This is a genomic window from Methyloversatilis sp. S146-33, from assembly GCF_059552495.1.
The window spans coordinates 141,082-156,643 of sequence record NZ_JCANOT010000018.1 but is presented as its reverse complement, the minus strand read 5'-3'; the positions used below and the strand labels follow the sequence as shown (position 1 = coordinate 156,643).

General features: G+C 68.0%; 8 protein-coding genes. All 8 read left to right on the top strand.

Annotated elements, in window-relative coordinates; genetic code table 11:
- Positions 1 to 18: 18 nt before the first annotated feature.
- Positions 19 to 2,493 (top strand): TonB-dependent receptor, encoded by a 2,475-nt coding sequence (locus AC51BJ_RS04940; protein ID WP_496279515.1) that lies wholly within the window; start codon positions 19 to 21, stop codon positions 2,491 to 2,493.
- 16 nt (positions 2,494 to 2,509) lie between these two features.
- Positions 2,510 to 3,241: a DUF4198 domain-containing protein gene (locus AC51BJ_RS04935; RefSeq protein ID WP_496279514.1), complete on the top strand. Its 732-nt coding sequence runs from the start codon at positions 2,510 to 2,512 to the stop codon at positions 3,239 to 3,241.
- Positions 3,242 to 3,399: 158 nt separating this feature from the next.
- On the top strand, positions 3,400 to 4,506 hold the full coding sequence (locus AC51BJ_RS04930; RefSeq protein ID WP_496279513.1) for an HD-GYP domain-containing protein: 1,107 nt from the start codon (positions 3,400 to 3,402) through the stop codon (positions 4,504 to 4,506).
- Complete coding sequence (locus AC51BJ_RS04925; RefSeq protein WP_496279512.1) at positions 4,490 to 7,366, top strand: PAS domain S-box protein; 2,877 nt, start codon at positions 4,490 to 4,492, stop codon at positions 7,364 to 7,366. Before AC51BJ_RS04930 ends, AC51BJ_RS04925 begins: the two co-directional genes overlap by 17 nt.
- A gap of 208 nt (positions 7,367 to 7,574) precedes the next feature.
- Positions 7,575 to 8,588 (top strand): ABC transporter substrate-binding protein, encoded by a 1,014-nt coding sequence (locus AC51BJ_RS04920; RefSeq protein ID WP_496279511.1) that lies wholly within the window; start codon positions 7,575 to 7,577, stop codon positions 8,586 to 8,588.
- Positions 8,585 to 11,593, top strand: a complete 3,009-nt coding sequence (locus AC51BJ_RS04915; RefSeq protein ID WP_496279510.1) for a PAS domain S-box protein — start codon at positions 8,585 to 8,587, stop codon at positions 11,591 to 11,593. The genes AC51BJ_RS04920 and AC51BJ_RS04915 overlap by 4 nt, the downstream gene beginning before the upstream one ends.
- Positions 11,590 to 12,036: a response regulator gene (locus tag AC51BJ_RS04910; RefSeq protein ID WP_496279509.1), complete on the top strand. Its 447-nt coding sequence runs from the start codon at positions 11,590 to 11,592 to the stop codon at positions 12,034 to 12,036. The genes AC51BJ_RS04915 and AC51BJ_RS04910 overlap by 4 nt, the downstream gene beginning before the upstream one ends.
- Positions 12,036 to 15,380 (top strand): EAL domain-containing protein, encoded by a 3,345-nt coding sequence (locus AC51BJ_RS04905; protein ID WP_496279508.1) that lies wholly within the window; start codon positions 12,036 to 12,038, stop codon positions 15,378 to 15,380. The genes AC51BJ_RS04910 and AC51BJ_RS04905 overlap by 1 nt, the downstream gene beginning before the upstream one ends.
- Positions 15,381 to 15,562 lie beyond the last annotated feature (182 nt).

The following is a 15,562-nucleotide window of genomic DNA, read 5'->3' as shown; positions in this document are numbered from 1 at the left end:
CCGGACCTGAAATCAGCCATGAACACTCCTTCCTCCGTGCCGGCCTTGCCTGCGCGTCCGCTTCCGCCGCTGACAGCCCTTTCCGCCGCGCTGCGCATCGCCCTGCTGGGTCTGACCCTGACGACCACCGCGCTGCCGCAGTTGGCGCAGGCACAGGAGGCCGCGGCGCCGGCTGCGGCCGGCGTGCTGCATTTCAGCCTGCCCGCCGGACCGCTCGCCACGGCGCTCGACCGCTATGCGCGCATCGCCGGCATCAATGTGTCCTACGAGGCGGCGCAGCTGGCCGGCGTGCGTTCGCGCGGGCTGGATGGCGATTACACCGCTGACGCCGCGTTGCGGGCACTGCTCGCCGACACCGGCTTCGAGGCAGTCGCGCGTGGCGAAGGCGGCTACACCGTGCGCCGGAGTACCGCACCGCGTCCGTCGGCGAACGCCGAAGTGCCGGTGCTCGATGCCGTGCGGGTGCGCGCCGACGCCGAATCCCTGCATCCGCTGCCAGCCCTGCAGGCCGGCGGCCAGATGGCGCGCGGTGGTCGCCTGGGCATGCTGGGCAACGCCGACGTGATGGACGCGCCGTTCAGCGTCAGCAGCTACAGCGTCGGCATGATCGAAGACAGGCAGGCGCTCAGCGTGGCCGACGTCGTCGGCAACGACCCGTCGATCCGCATTTCCGGGCATCCGGGCGACATCCTCGACACCTTCTTCATCCGCGGCTTCCCGATCGGCGACCAGAACGCGGGCGAGATCGCCTTCGACGGCGTGCATGGCGTGGCGCCGAACTACCGCGTGCTGGTTGATTACGCCGAGCGCATCGAGGTGATCAAGGGGCCGACCGCGCTGCTCTACGGCATGTCGCCGGCCAGCAGCGTGGGCGGCACCATCAACATCGTGCCCAAGCGGGCCGGCGCCGACGACCTCACGCGCTTCACCGCGAGCGTGTCGCCCAACGCGCAGTATGGTGGTCACCTCGACCTGAGCCGCCGCTTCGGTCCGGATCGTCGCCTCGGTCTGCGCTTCAACGGCAGCGTGCACGACGGCGACACCGGCATCGACAAGCAGTCGCGGGCGGCGACCGTCGGTGCGCTGGCGCTCGACTACAGTGGTGACAGGCTGCACGCCACGCTGGACATCGTCGATCAGCGCGAGGACATCGACGCGCCGTCGCGCCGTCCTTTCCTCGGCGCTGGCGTGGCCGTGCCGTCGGCACCGGACGGTCGGCGCAACGTGTCGCAGCGCTGGGAGCGTTTCGAAACCGAGGACCAGTCGGTGCTGGCGCGCGTCGAGTACGCGGCGAGAGAACAGCTCACGCTGTTCGCCAGCGTCGGCGGCGGACGCACCCGGGTCGATCGCCTGTTCGGCAACCCGACCGTGCTGAATGCCGCCGGCGACACCAGCACGGTGCCGCAGCGCTTCCGCTTCGACGTCGACCGCAGCACCGCCGAAGCAGGCCTGCGCGCGCGCTTCGAAACCGGGCCGGTGCGGCACGCGGTGAGCGCGCAGGTCAGCACCTATCGTGACCGTCTCGGGCGCATTTCGGCCAACGGCACCGCGGTGCTGTCCAATCTGTACGCGCCCTTTGACAGCCCGGCGCAGGACGTGCAGCTGGCGGGCGACGTGCCGCGCGTGTCGGACACCGAACTGAGCGGCGTCGCGCTGTCCGACACGCTGTCGATGTACGACGAGCGCCTGCAGCTCACGCTGGGCGTGCGCCGCCAGCGGGTGGAAACCGACAACTTCAATCCGCTGAACGGCGCGCTGACGACCGCCTACGACGAAAGTGCGCTGACGCCGCTGGTCGGCATCGTCGTCAAGCCGTGGCAGCGGGTGGCGCTGTACGCCAACCACATCCAGGGTCTGAGCCGCGGCGACATCGCGCCGCCGTCGGCCAGCAACGCCGGCGAAGTGTTCGCACCGTACAAGGCGCGGCAGAACGAAGTGGGCGTGAAGGCCGAGATCGGCGGCGTCATCGCCACACTGAGCGCCTTCCAGATCACCAAGCCGAGCGGCCAGCTGACCGGCACCGTGTTCGCAGTCGATGGCGAACAGCGCAACCGCGGCGTCGAACTGGCGTTGTCCGGCGAAGCCGCACCCGGCCTGCGTCTGCTCGGCGGCGTGACGCTGCTCGACGCCGACCTGACGCAGACCAATTCGGCCGCCACGCTGGGCCGTACCGCCGTCGGCGTGCCGTCCTTGATGGCCAACCTCGGCGCCGAGTGGGACGCAACCTTCCTGCCCGGCGTCACGCTGACCGGCAACGTGGTGCACACCGGCAGCCAGTACGTCGACCGCGCCAACACGCTGCGCGTACCGGACTGGACCACCGTCGATTTCGGTGCGCGCTACCGCACCACGGTCGCCGGCCGCGCCACCGTCTTCCGCGCCCAACTGCGCAATGCCTTCGATCGCAACTACTGGGCTGGCGTGTCGCAGTACGGCAGCCTGGTGCAGGGTGCGCCGCGCACGCTGCTGCTGTCGGCCACCGTCGATTTCTGAGCGCGGGGTGAGCACGATGAACGCATTCCGCATCGCGGCCGCGCTGCTTCTGGTGACGATGACAACGCCCAGCTGGGCGCACGGCATCTGGTTCGCCCAGCGCGCCGGGCGGCTGGCGCTGGTCTATGGCGAGGGCGCCGAGGACGTCGAGGTGTTCAGCCGCCGAGACCGCATCACGGCGCTGCAGGCTTTCGATGCCGCCGGTCGTCCGGTGGCGGTGCGTACCGTGCCGGCCGAGCCCATGCTGTTCGTCAGTGCCGACACCGCGGCCACCGTGCTGGCGGCGACGATGGACAACGGCCACTGGTCGCGCCTGCCCTCCGGCAAGTGGACGGCCGGCACGAAGGGAACGGTGCCCGGCGCAACCGTCACCGGCCGCTACCTGAAGTACGGCACCTACCTGCTGGCGGAACCGGCCGGTGAATTGCAGCCGGTGGCCGGCATGGCCTTCCAGATCGTGCCGGTCGGCAAGCGCTTTCCGCAACACCGCGGCGATGTGCTGACGGTACGCGTGCTGTACGAGGGGCGGCCGCTGCCCGGCGTCGAGGTGTGGCCGGATCTGGTCAACGATCCGGACGGCGCTTCGGTGCGGACCGGTGCCGATGGCCTGGCGACCGTCGTGGTGCGCAACCAGGGACTCAACGTGATCCGCGCCGAATACCTTGCGCGCGGCGATGCCGACGGCAAGGTGGATCAGGTCGAGCACTTCGCCACCCTCAGTTTCGCACTGAAGCCGCCCGCCGACTGAGCGCCCGGCTGCGTTCGGTCTGCCGGCGGAGGGTCGCCAGTGCCGGCAGACTGTAAAAATTCCAGCTTTTCCGGTCTGTTTGCGCGCGAGGATATTGTCGGCCGCACCCAACCGGTGCAGTCTCCGCTTGTTACAAAGCGTAAGCGGATATCACTACCTTGCACCGAAGACTGGACCCAGCAAGCACGACGATCCTGATCGTCGACGACATGTCGGAAAACCTTGAGGTGCTCGACGGCCTGCTGCGAACCGCCGGATATCGCGTGAAGGCGGCGAAGAACGGCGTCGCCGCGCTGCGGCTGGCAAGCGATCGTGATGCGCCGTCGCTCATCCTGCTCGACGTGATGATGCCCGGCATGGACGGCTACACGGTTCTCGAACGTCTGCAGAACGATCCGGCGACCTGCGACATTCCGGTCATCTTCGTCACGGCGCTGACCGAAGCCGGTGACGAGGAAGCCGGGCTGGCCATGGGGGCAGCCGACTACATTTCGAAGCCGATCAAGCCGGCCGTACTGCTGGCGCGCGTGCGCACCCATCTGCAGGCCAAGCTCGCGCGCGACCTGATGCGCGACCACAACGCCTGGCTGGAGGCCGAAGTCAGCCGGCGCATGGAAGAGAACGAGCAGATACAGGCGGTAAGCATCCGCGCGCTGGCCAATCTGGCCGAGACGCGCGACCACGAGACCGGACGCCACATCCGCCGCACCCAGGCCTACGTGCGGGTGCTGGCCGAGGCGCTGGCAGGCAACCCGCGCTTCGCGCCGGTACTGACGCCCGCCTGGATCGACCTGCTCACCCAGTCGGCGCCGCTGCACGACATCGGCAAGGTCGGCATTCCGGACCACATCCTGCAAAAGCGCGGCAAGCTCGACGCCGACGAGTGGGCGGTAATGAAGACGCACGCCGAGATGGGCGCGCGCGCCATCGAGTTTGCCGAGCGCGACGAGGTGAAGCCGGCCGCATTCCTTGCTCTGGCGCGCGACATCGCGCACTGGCACCACGAGCACTGGGACGGCAGCGGCTACCCGGACGGGCTGGCCGGCGAGGCGATCCCGCTGGCGGCACGGCTGATGACGGTGGCCGACGTGTTCGACGCGATGATGTCGCGCCGCGTGTACAAGTCGCCGTTCCCGGCGGACGAGGTGCGCGCCCACATCGTCGAGCGACGGGGCACGCACTTCGATCCGGACGTGGTCGACGTGTTCATCGAGCGTTATTCCGATTTCATCGACATCGCGAGGCGCCATGCCGACCCGACCTGAGTCGTCCGCCGCGTCGCCATCGGCACAGGCGCGCAGCGACGCGATCTGGGGCATGCGGATGACGGTGCTCGCGTACACCGGCATCGCCTCGCTGTGGATACTGCTGTCCGATGAACTGCTGCTTGCGCTGACTGACGATCCGAAGCGCTTTGCGCTGGCCAGCACCTTCAAGGGCTGGGCCTTCGTTGCCGTCACCGCCGGCGCGCTCTATCTGCTGATGCGCCGCCTGACCGGCCGCGCCCTCGACGCGCTCGAGCGCGAGAACGTGTCGCTGACGGCTCGCGCGCGCGCCGAATCGCTGCTCGACGCCATCATCCGCAGCGCCTCCGATCCGGTGTTCGCCAAGGACAGTGAGGGGCGCTATCTGGTCAGCAATCCGGAAGTCGTACGCCTGCTCGGCATTCCGGAGCAGGCCATGCTCGGCCGTACCGACGCCGACCTGCTGGCGCCGGAGGTGGCCCGCCGGGTGATGGACAACGACCGTATCGTCATGGCCGGCGGTCAGGTGGTGCGCTTCGAGGAGCATCTGCCGACCGCCGACGGCGAACGCATCTTCCTCAGCACCAAGGGCCCGCTGCGCGACGCCAGCGGGCACGTGATCGGTCTGTACGGCGTGGCGCGCGACATCACCGAACGGCTCACCGCCGAGCGTGCGCTGCGCGACAGCGAGGAGCGCTTCCGTACCCTGTTCGAGCATTTCCCGGTGGCCTATCAGTCGCTCGACGCGCAGGGCCGTTTCATCCACGTCAATCCCATGCTGTGTGCGCTGCTCGGCTATCGCGAGGGCGAGTTGCTCGGGCGCGCCTTCGGCGACTTCTGGATGCCTGCCGAGCGTGCGGACTTTGCGCCTGCCTTCGACCGTCTCAAGCGCGACGAGCGCATCCAGACCGAACTGCGCCTGCAGCATCGCGACGGCCACGCGGTCGTCGTCTGGCTGGTCGGGCGCGTGCAACTCGATGCACGGGGCTACTTCGAGCGCACGCACTGCGTGCTCGCCGATCTGAGCGAGCGGGTGGCGGCTGTGCAGGCGCAGGAAGAGCGCGAGACGCTGCTGCGCCAGATCGGCGAACTGGCGCACATCGGCGCCTGGGCGGTCGATCTCGAAAGCGGTCGTCTGAGCGCCACCGACGAGGTGGCGCGCATTCATGAAGCCGATCCGGCGTCGGTCGATACGCTGGCCAGCGCGCTGCAGTTCTTCCGCGAGCAGGACAGGGTGCGCATCGAGGCGGTCATCGACGGCGCGGTCGAGCGGGGCGAACCGTGGGATATCGAGGCGCAGATGTACACCCGCACCGGCCGCCAGAAATGGGTGCGCGTGCTCGGCACGCCGGTGACCGAGAACGGGCGCGTGGTGCGTCTGCGCGGCACCGTGCAGGATATTACCGAACGCCGGCGGATGGAGCTCGAACTGAGCCGCCACCGCACCCATCTGGAGGAGCAGGTGCAGTTGCGCACCGCCGAACTGGCGGTCGCGAAGGAGGCGGCCGAGGCGGCCAACCGCTCGAAGAGCCAGTTTCTTGCCAACATGAGCCATGAGATGCGTACGCCGATGAACGCCATCATCGGACTGACGCATCTGCTGTCGAAATCGCCGCTTGATGCATCACAGAGCGAGCACGCTCGGAAGATCGGCACGGCGGCCAGTCACCTGCGACACATCATCGACGACGTGCTCGACCTTTCGCGCGTCGAGGCCGAGAAGCTGGTGCTCGAATCGGCCGCCTTCCGCCTCGATGCGCTGCTCGAACAGGTGCGCTCGATGATGATCGAGCGCGCCGAGGAACGCGGCCTGGCCCTGCGCGTGCAGACGGACGACGGCGTGCCGGCGACGCTGCGCGGCGACGTCACCCGTTTGCGCCAGGCGCTGCTGAACTACCTCAGCAATGCGGTCAAGTTCACGGAGCACGGCAGCGTCACGCTGAGCGTTGCGGTGGTCGAGCGTGGCGACGACAGCGTGCTGCTGCGCTTCGTGGTCAGCGACACCGGCATCGGCATCGAGGCGCACGATCTCGCCCGCCTGTTCAGCGTCTTCGAGCAGGCCGATGCATCGACCACGCGCAAGTACGGCGGTAGCGGACTGGGGCTGTCGATCACACGCCGATTGGCGCGCCTGATGGGCGGCGATGCCGGTGCCAGCAGCGAGCCTGGGCGCGGCAGCCGTTTCTGGTTCACCGCCCGCCTCGGCGTGGTGGCCGACATGGCCGACCCGGTGGCGCCGTTCGTGGTCGACGCGCGGGCGCGCCTGGAGCGGGATTTCGGCCGCAAACGCATCCTGCTGGTCGAAGACCACGATATCAACCGCGAGGTGTTGCTGGCGCTGCTGCGCGATGCCGGCCTGCAGGCCGACGTCGCCGCCGACGGTGTCGAGGCGCTGGAGCACGCGGCCGGACAGCGCTACGACCTGGTGCTGATGGATCTGCAGATGCCGCGCATGAACGGCACCGACGCCACACGCCGTCTGCGCGCGCTTCCAGGCTGGGCGCATGTGCCCATCGTCGCTGTCACCGCCAACGCCTTTGCCGACGACCGCGTGGCCTGTGCGGCGGCAGGACTGGACGACTTCATCGCCAAGCCGGTCGAGCCGGAGGCCTTCTACACGCTGCTGCTGCGCTGGCTCGGCGCCAGCGACGCGGCTTCGGAACCGCCGCCGCGGCCGTGTGCCGGCGAGGCGAGGGCGGTGGTCGAGCGCCTGCTGCCTCTGCTCGAAGGCGGCGACACCCGTGCCGGCGCGCTGGCGCGCGAATCGGCGGCCGTCCTGCAGGCGCTGGGGCCGGATGGCGCGACCCTGCTGCGCTGCATTGCCGCCTTCGACTACGATGCCGCCCTGGCGGCGGCGCGTGCATTGCTGGCGGCGACCTGACGCCAGAACATCCGCACTAAAGATTGATCTGGGGCAGCCGTTGCACCCTGCACGTCATGGTAGGGTCTGTTGATCATCGATTCGTGTGTCCGACAGCGGGCACGTGCGCGCGCCGGGACGGCGCGACGAGCGTGCGGAGTTGCGGACACGCGAGCGAAGCCGCCCTGCCGAGTTGCCGCCAACATTGCTGTCGCCCGGAACCTGCTGCATGACAGAACAACAGATTGCGGGCCGCTTGCCCGGCCGTGTCGTGTCCGCCCTGCGCGCGCTCGTCGCCGGCGTGGTGCTGGCCCTGCTGGCCGGCTGTAGCGACGCGCCGCAGCTGCCGCTGCGCGTCGGTCTCAATCCGTGGGTGGGCTACGATCCGCTGGTGCTGGCACGCGAGCGTGGCCTGTTCGGTCCGTCCGATCTGCGTGTGGTCGAACTCGAGACGAGCAGCGAAAGCGCGCGCCAGTTGCGCAACGGCCTGATCGAGGCGGCGGGGCTGACGCTGCCGGAGGCGGTCGAACTGGCGGCAGCGGGTATCGACGTGCGGGTGGTGGCGGTGCTCAGCCTGTCCAGGGGCGCCGACGCCGTGCTTGCACGCCCCGGCATCGGTTCGGCCGATCGCCTCAGAGGCGGGCGCATCGGCCTCGAAGATACCGCGCTGGCGTCCATCATGCTGCAGCGCCTGCTCGAGGCAGGCGGCTTGAGGCGCGACGAGGTGAGCCTGGTCATGCTGCCGGTGATCGAGCACGAATCGGCGCTGAAGGCGGGCCGTGTCGATGCGGTGATCACCTTCGAACCGGTCATCTCCCGACTGTCGTCGGCCGGCTTCGTCGTCGTGCTCGACAGCGCCAACATGACGGGCGAGGTCGTCGATGTACTGGTGGTGCGCGCTGATGCGCTGCAGGCCCGACCGCATCAGGTGCAGGTGCTGCTCGGTGCGTTCGAAGCCGGGCGGCGCGAAATGCTGGCGCGTCCAGCTGAGGCGGCGAATTCGCTGGCGGCAGGCGCTGACCTCACCGTAGATGAGTACGCGCTCGCTATGTCCCGCCTGAACATGTACAGCGACGCGCAGAGCCAGGCACTGCTCGCCTCACCGACCGATTCGCCGGCGCTGGGTCTGGCACGGCTGTCGAGCGACCTCAAGGCCAGCGGCCGCATGATGGCCGACCCCGACTGGTCGCGCCTGTTCGTGCCCGGCTTGGTACCGGCCCGTGACGGGAAGAGTGCGCAATGAAGCTGCCATCGCGCACCTTGGTGCCGTTGCTGCTGACCGTGTTCGCGCTGCTGCTGGCTGTATTGAACAACATTCTGCAGGTGCGCGAATACCGGCAGCTGGTGGAGTACGAACAGTCGCAGTCGCTGACCGAACGCCTGGGTGTCGAGCAGTCGGTGCTCGACCTGCACATTGCCAACGACAACCTTCCGCAGTTGCGCCGCATGGTGGCCGAACTCGGCCTGCGCCCGAACCTCACGCACGCCTACCTGATCGCGCCCGGCGGGCGCGTCGTCGGTTCGCTGGCGCGCGCCGACGTCGGCCAGCCGCTGGTCGACAAGGTGATGGACCCGGCCGGCAACCCGCTGCTTGCGTTGAATACGTCCCCTGACCGTTCCTTGCGCATCGAGCGTTCGGCCGACGATCGCGCGCTGCTGGCGGTGCTGACGCTGGCGGCCGGTCACCGCCTGCTGGTGCGTACCGATCTCGAACTGCCGCTGGCGCAGCGGCTGCACGCGAGCCGGCTCGAACTGTGGCGCCATGCGGCGACCATCCTGCTGTCCGCGCTGTTGCTGGCGCTGTTCCTGCACCTGATCTGGTTCCGTCGCACGCAGAGGCTGGTCGACGCAGTGCGCGAGGTCGGCCGCGGGCGGCTCGATACCCGCGTCAGCATCGACGGCCGCGACGAACTGGCGCAGATCGGCGGGGCGATCAACGACATGGCGCTGAAGCTGCAGGCGCAGCACACGGCGCTGCGCGACAGCGAGACGCGCATGCGCGCCGTGTTCGAGCAGGCCGGCGTCGGTGTCGCCCGCATCGACAGCCGGCTCGGACGCTTCGTCGACGTGAACGCAAAGTACTGCGCCATCGTCGGCTACAGCCGCGACGAAATGCTGGCGCTCGACTTCATGCGCATCACCTACCGCGACGATCTGGCGGCCGATCTGCAACACATGGAAGCGCTCAAGCGCGGCGATATCCGCGAGTTCTCGATGGACAAGCGCCTGGTCCACAAGGACGGCCACATCGTCTGGGTGAACTTCAGCGTGACGCCGCTGTGGGCGCCGGGTGAGGCGCCCGATTACCACATCGCGGTAGTGCAGGACATCACGTCGCGGCACGAGGCGGAGCAGGCGCTCAAGCTGGAGCGCAATCGCCTGCAGTCGGCCGAGCGCATCGCCCGCCTCGGCAGCTGGGAGTTTTATCCGGCGCTCGGGCGCGGCTGGTGGTCGGAACAGATGTACGAGTTCTTCGGGCTCGATCCGGCGGCCGGCATCCCGCCGATCGACGACTACCTCGCCTGCGTCCACCCGGACGACCGGCCGAGCGTGGCGCTGGCCATGCGACAGATGGCCGAGGCGGCGCCCCACCTTACGCCGACGATCTACCGCACGGCCCCTGAACGCGGGCCGATCCGTCATCTGCAGCCGTCGGCCGAATGCGTGACCGACGCCGCCGGTCGGGTGATCAAGTACACAGGCATGCTGCTCGACGTGAGCGCCTCGGTCGAGGCCGAGCAGGCGCTGCGCGCCTCGGAGGAACGTCTTCGCGCGACGCTCGAATACGCGCCCAACGTGGCGGTGCAGTGGTTCGACCGCGACGGTCGCGTGCTGTACTGGAATCACGCCTCGGCGACGCTGTACGGATGGACCATGGACGAGGCGCTGGGGCGCGGCATCGACGAACTGATGTTCGGCAGCGAGGAGGCGCGCGATTTCGTCGAACTGCTTGCGCGCATCGAGCGCGACAAGGTGCGCATCGGGCCGCTCGAATACACGGTGCGTCACCGCAGCGGTGCGCTGCGTCAGGTCGAGGCCAGCACCTTTGCCATTCCGGGCCTGCAGGGCGAACCGATCTTCGTCTGCATGGACGTCGACGTGACGGCGCGGCGCAGTGCGGAAAAGGCGGTCGAGAAGGAGCGCACCTACCTGCGCACGCTGTTCTCGGCGCTGCCCGATTTCGTCTGGGTGAAGAACATCGAAGGCCGCTACCTGTCGTGCAACCGCATGGTCGAACAGTTCTTCGGCCTGCCAGAGGCTGCCCTGGCCGGCAAGACCGACCACGACTTCTTCCCGACCGAGGTGGCTGACCTCTTCCGCGCGCAGGACGAGGAAACCTTGCGCACCGGGCTGCGCAGCATCCATGAATCCACGGTCACTTCGGACGTGACCGGCGAGTGCCTGCGCGTGCAGACGATCAAGGTACCGATGCGCAGCGAGGACGGCACGCTGATCGGCGTGCTCGGCATGGCGCGCAACATTACCGAACTGCGCGATGCGCAGGACGAACTGCGCGCGCTCAACCGCGACCTCGAACAGCGGGTGTGCGAGCGCACGCAGGCGCTTACCGCGGCGATGAAAGAGCTTGAATCCTTCTCCTACGCCGTGTCGCACGATCTGAAGGCGCCGCTGCGCGGCATCGACGGCTACAGCCGCATCCTGATCGAGGACTACGGTGACCGGCTCGACGAGCAGGCGAAGCGCTTTCTCGGCAATATCCGCAATGGCGCGTCGCAGATGCACGCCCTGATCGAGGATCTGCTGGCCTATTCGCGCATGGAACGGCGCGCGCTGGAGGCGAGCCGCGTCGATCTGGGCGAGCTGATGCGCAGCGTGCTGACGCGTCGCGCCGACGAGATCGCGGCGGCGTCGGCGCAGATCGTCGGTGAGGTGCCGTCGCTCATCGTGCGCGCCGACCGGCAGGGACTGGACCTGGTATTGCGCAACCTGATCGACAACGCGCTGAAGTTCAGTCGCGACGCGAAGCCGCCCACCATCACGCTGAGTGCGCGAAGCGAAGGTGAGCGCATCGTGCTGTCGATACGCGACAATGGCATCGGATTCGACATGAAATACCACGAGCGGATTTTTGAGATATTCCAGCGCCTGCACCGCAGCGAGGAGTTCGCCGGTACCGGCGTCGGCCTGGCGCTGGTGCGCAAGGCGATGCAGCGCATGGGCGGTCGAGTTTGGGCGGAAAGTGCGCCCGGCGAGGGCGCCTGTTTCAATCTGGAGTTTCCTGCATGATCACTGCGGTGAACCAGCAGCAGCCCTTCACGCTGCCCATACTGCTGGTCGAGGACAACCCGGTCGACATCGACCTCACCTGTCGCGCCTTTGCGCGCAGCCACCTGCACAACCCGATCAGCATCGCCCGTGACGGCGAGGAGGCGATCGGCCTGATCGACCGCTGGGAGGCGGGCGAAACGCCGCCGTCGCTGATCCTGCTCGACATCAACCTGCCGCGCGTGAATGGCATCGAGGTGCTGCGCCACCTGAAGGCGCATCCGAGGTACCGGCGCATTCCGGTGGTCGTGCTCAGTTCGTCGTCGGAAGACCGCGACCTGCACGACGCCTACGCGCTGGGCGTCAATTCCTTCATCGTCAAACCGGTGGATTTCGATCGTTTCGTCGAGGCGGCGGGACAGATCGAACGCTACTGGTGCGAACTCAACCAGCGCCCGGTGTGATGCGCGTCCTCTACACCGAAGATTCGGAGTTCGACGCCGATCTCACGCAGCGGGCGCTGGCACGCAGCGGGCGCGACATCGAGCTGCAGATCGCGACGACGCTGGCGCATGCGCGCAGCCTGCTCGAATCCGGGCAGTTCGACCTGCTGCTGACCGACCTCAAGCTGCCCGACGGCACCGGGCTGGAACTGCTCGCCCACGTGCGCGAACAGGGCTGGCCGCTCGCCGTCGTCGTGCTGACCGGCTCGGGCGACGGCGATGCGGCGATCGCCGCGCTGAAGGCGGGCGCCGACGACTACCTGATCAAGCGCGACCAGTATCTGGAACGCCTGCCGCGCGTGATGGAAGCGGCCTTGGTGCGTCAGCGTTCGATGAAGGCGCGCCGTGACCGGCCGATACGCGTGCTGTCGGCCGCCGTCGGCGGAAACGAACTGGAGCGCATGCGCATTCACCTGCTGAAGCATGCACCGCACATCCGGCTCGATGCGGTCGTCCGCGTCGACGACGTCGTGCTCCGTTTGCCAGCCGCCGGCGAAGAAGCCGAATTCGACGTGCTGCTGCTCGACGCCGGTCCGCATCCGGCAGACGCGCTCGAACTGGTGCGGCGCATCCGGCTGGAGCGTCTGCTGCAGTTGCCTGTCGTCATGATGGCCGGCCGCGAAAGCGAAGAACTCGCGTCCAGCGCACTGCATCTGGGCGTCGACGACTACCTCGTGCAGCACGAAGGCTATCTGTTCGAACTGCCGTCCACGCTGGAGAAGGTGCACCGTCGTGCCGAACTGGCGCGCGAGGAGCGGCGCCTGCGCGACGCCAACCAGCGTATGGCGCAACTGCTGGCGTCGAGCCCGACCATCGTCTATAGCCTGCACGTGCTCGATGGCGCCGCGCACCCGACCTGGGTGAGCGAGAACGTCAGCCGCATTCTCGGCTACTCGATTGCCGAGGCGATGCAGCCGGGCTGGTGGATCGATCGCCTGCATCCGCAGGATCGCGACCGCGCCCTGGCAGGCATGGCGACGCTGATGCGCGACGGTCATCTGAGCCACGAATACCGATTCCGCTGCGGCGACGGCCGCGAAATCTGGGTACGCGACGACTTGCGGCGGGTCAGCGAGGCCGACGCACCGGTGGTCGACATCGTCGGCGCATGGACCGACATCACGGCGAACAAGCGCGCTGCGCTGGTGAACGAGGCGCGTACCGAAGTGCTCGACCGCGTGGTGCAGGTGGCGCCGCTGGAATCCATCCTGGAAACGATTGCGTTGCGCATGCAGGCGATCGAGGCCGACATGCGCGTGTCCATCGTGCTGCTCGACGAAGCCAGCGGCCATCTGCGCAATGGGGCGGCGCCCAGCCTGCCCGATTACTACAACCAGGCACTCGAGGCGCTGCGGCCCGACGAAGGGGTCGGCTCCTGCGGCACGGCGATCTGGAGTGGCGAGCCGGTGCTGGTGGGCGACGTGATGGACCACCCGTACTGGACGCCCTATGCCGATCTCGCGCGTCGCGTCGGGTTCCGCTCCTGCTGGTCGGTGCCGTTCAAGGACGAAGCCGGGCGCGTGCTCGGATCCTTCGCCGTCTATCACGACGCACCGGGCCTGCCCGATGACGAACAGTTCAAGCTCATCGTCGAATTCAGCCGCATCACCGCACTGGCCGTGCAGAAGGTGCGCGCCGGCCGCGCGCTGCGACAGGCGGCGGCTGTGTTCGAAAGCACGCGCGACGGTGTTTTCATCACCGATCTGGACGCCAGTATCGTCGCCGTCAATCGTGCCTTCACCGACATCACCGGCTACAGCGAATTCGAGGCACTGGGTAACAATCCGCGCATCCTGCAGTCGGGTCGTCACGACATGCCCTTCTACAAGGCGATGTGGGATGCCGTTCTGGAGAGCGGCTTCTGGCAGGGCGAGGTGTGGAACCGGCGCAAGAGCGGCGAGCTGTACCAGCAGTTGCTGAACATCAGCACGGTGCGCGACGAATCCGGGCAGGCCAGTCACTACGTCGCGGTGATGACCGACATCAGCCAGCTCAAGCGTTCCGAAGCCAAGCTCGATCACCTGGCGCATCACGATCCGCTGACCGACCTGCCGAACCGCCTGCTGCTGCAGTCGCGCGTGCAGCATGCGATCGAGCGTGCCGAACGGCAGCACGAGCACGTCGCACTGCTGTTCATCGATCTCGACCGCTTCAAGAACGTGAACGATAGCCTGGGCCACCCGGTCGGTGACGAACTGCTGGGCGCCATCGCGCAGCGGCTGCGTGCGCGCCTGCGCGAGGCCGATACGCTGGCGCGTCTGGGCGGCGACGAGTTCGTGCTGCTGATCGAGAGCATGAACGCGCCCGAGGATGCCGCGCACGTCGCCCATTCGCTGCTCGAACTGATGCAGGCGCCGTTCCGCCTCGCCCAAGGGCGCGACATCTATATCGGCGCCAGCATCGGCATTGCCGTCTATCCGGAAGACGGCACCACGGTGACCGAACTGATCCAGCATTCCGACGTCGCGATGTATCAGGCCAAGGAAGCTGGCCGCGGCGCCTTCCGCTTCTACACCGAGGCGATGAGCCGGGCCGCGCAGGACAGGCTGCATCTGGACACGCGACTGCGCCGCGCGCTCGAACGCGGCGAATTCCGTCTGCATTACCAGCCGCAGATCGACATGGCGAGTGGCAGTGTTGTCGGCGCCGAGGCGCTGATCCGCTGGATCGATCCGGACGAGGGCATGGTGTCGCCGGCCCGTTTCATTCCGGTGGCGGAGGAGAGCGGCCTCATCGTGCCGATCGGCGAATGGGTGCTGCGCACCGCCTGTGCCCAGGCGCGCGCCTGGCAGGATGCAGGCCATGCGATCGGCATCGCGGTCAACCTGTCGGCGCGCCAGTTGCAGCACGCCGACATGGCGCAGTACCTGTCGGCGCTGATGGCCGAATTCGGCCTGCTCGCCGGGCGGCTCGAACTCGAACTGACAGAATCCATGCTGGCCGAAGATCACCAGCAGACCGAAGAGCGACTGCGTGCGCTGAAGGCGCTCGGCGTTGCGCTGTCGATCGACGACTTCGGCACCGGCTACTCGTCTCTGGCCTATCTCAAGCGCTTCCCGATCGACGTGCTGAAGATCGACCAGAGCTTCGTGCGCGACATCCCGCAGGACCGCAACGACATGGAAATCGCCGCCACCATCATCGCGATGGCGCACACGCTGAAAATGCGGGTGGTCGCCGAAGGCGTCGAAACCGAAGAGCAGCTCGCCTTCCTGAAAGACCGCGAATGCGACGCCTGGCAGGGCTATCTGTGCAGCAAGCCGGTGCCGGCGGAGGAGTTCGAGGCGCGCTTCCTGCGCACCTGAAGCGCTACGGTCATCCTGGCCGTGGCGCCCACTGCACCAGCTCGGATGCCGGATTCGTAGCCGGAGCCCGGGCGGTGCTTCTGTGGGAGGGGTCTTGACCCCGACGGCGGCCTGAATCGAAGCCTGAGGAGCGCGACGGCCCTGTCGCGGCCTTGGCCGCTCCCACAGGGATCGCGCGCGAT

Bases quoted from the DNA above. Each gene is read 5' to 3' on its own strand.
- AC51BJ_RS04920 (WP_496279511.1), top strand. From the start codon at position 7,575: ATGACAGAACAACAGATTGCGGGCCGCTTGCCCGGCCGTGTCGTGTCC.
- AC51BJ_RS04905 (WP_496279508.1), top strand. From the start codon at position 12,036: ATGCGCGTCCTCTACACCGAAGATTCGGAGTTCGACGCCGATCTCACG.
- AC51BJ_RS04915 (WP_496279510.1), top strand. From the start codon at position 8,585: ATGAAGCTGCCATCGCGCACCTTGGTGCCGTTGCTGCTGACCGTGTTC.
- AC51BJ_RS04925 (WP_496279512.1), top strand. From the start codon at position 4,490: ATGCCGACCCGACCTGAGTCGTCCGCCGCGTCGCCATCGGCACAGGCG.
- AC51BJ_RS04940 (WP_496279515.1), top strand. From the start codon at position 19: ATGAACACTCCTTCCTCCGTGCCGGCCTTGCCTGCGCGTCCGCTTCCG.
- AC51BJ_RS04935 (WP_496279514.1), top strand. From the start codon at position 2,510: ATGAACGCATTCCGCATCGCGGCCGCGCTGCTTCTGGTGACGATGACA.
- AC51BJ_RS04910 (WP_496279509.1), top strand. From the start codon at position 11,590: ATGATCACTGCGGTGAACCAGCAGCAGCCCTTCACGCTGCCCATACTG.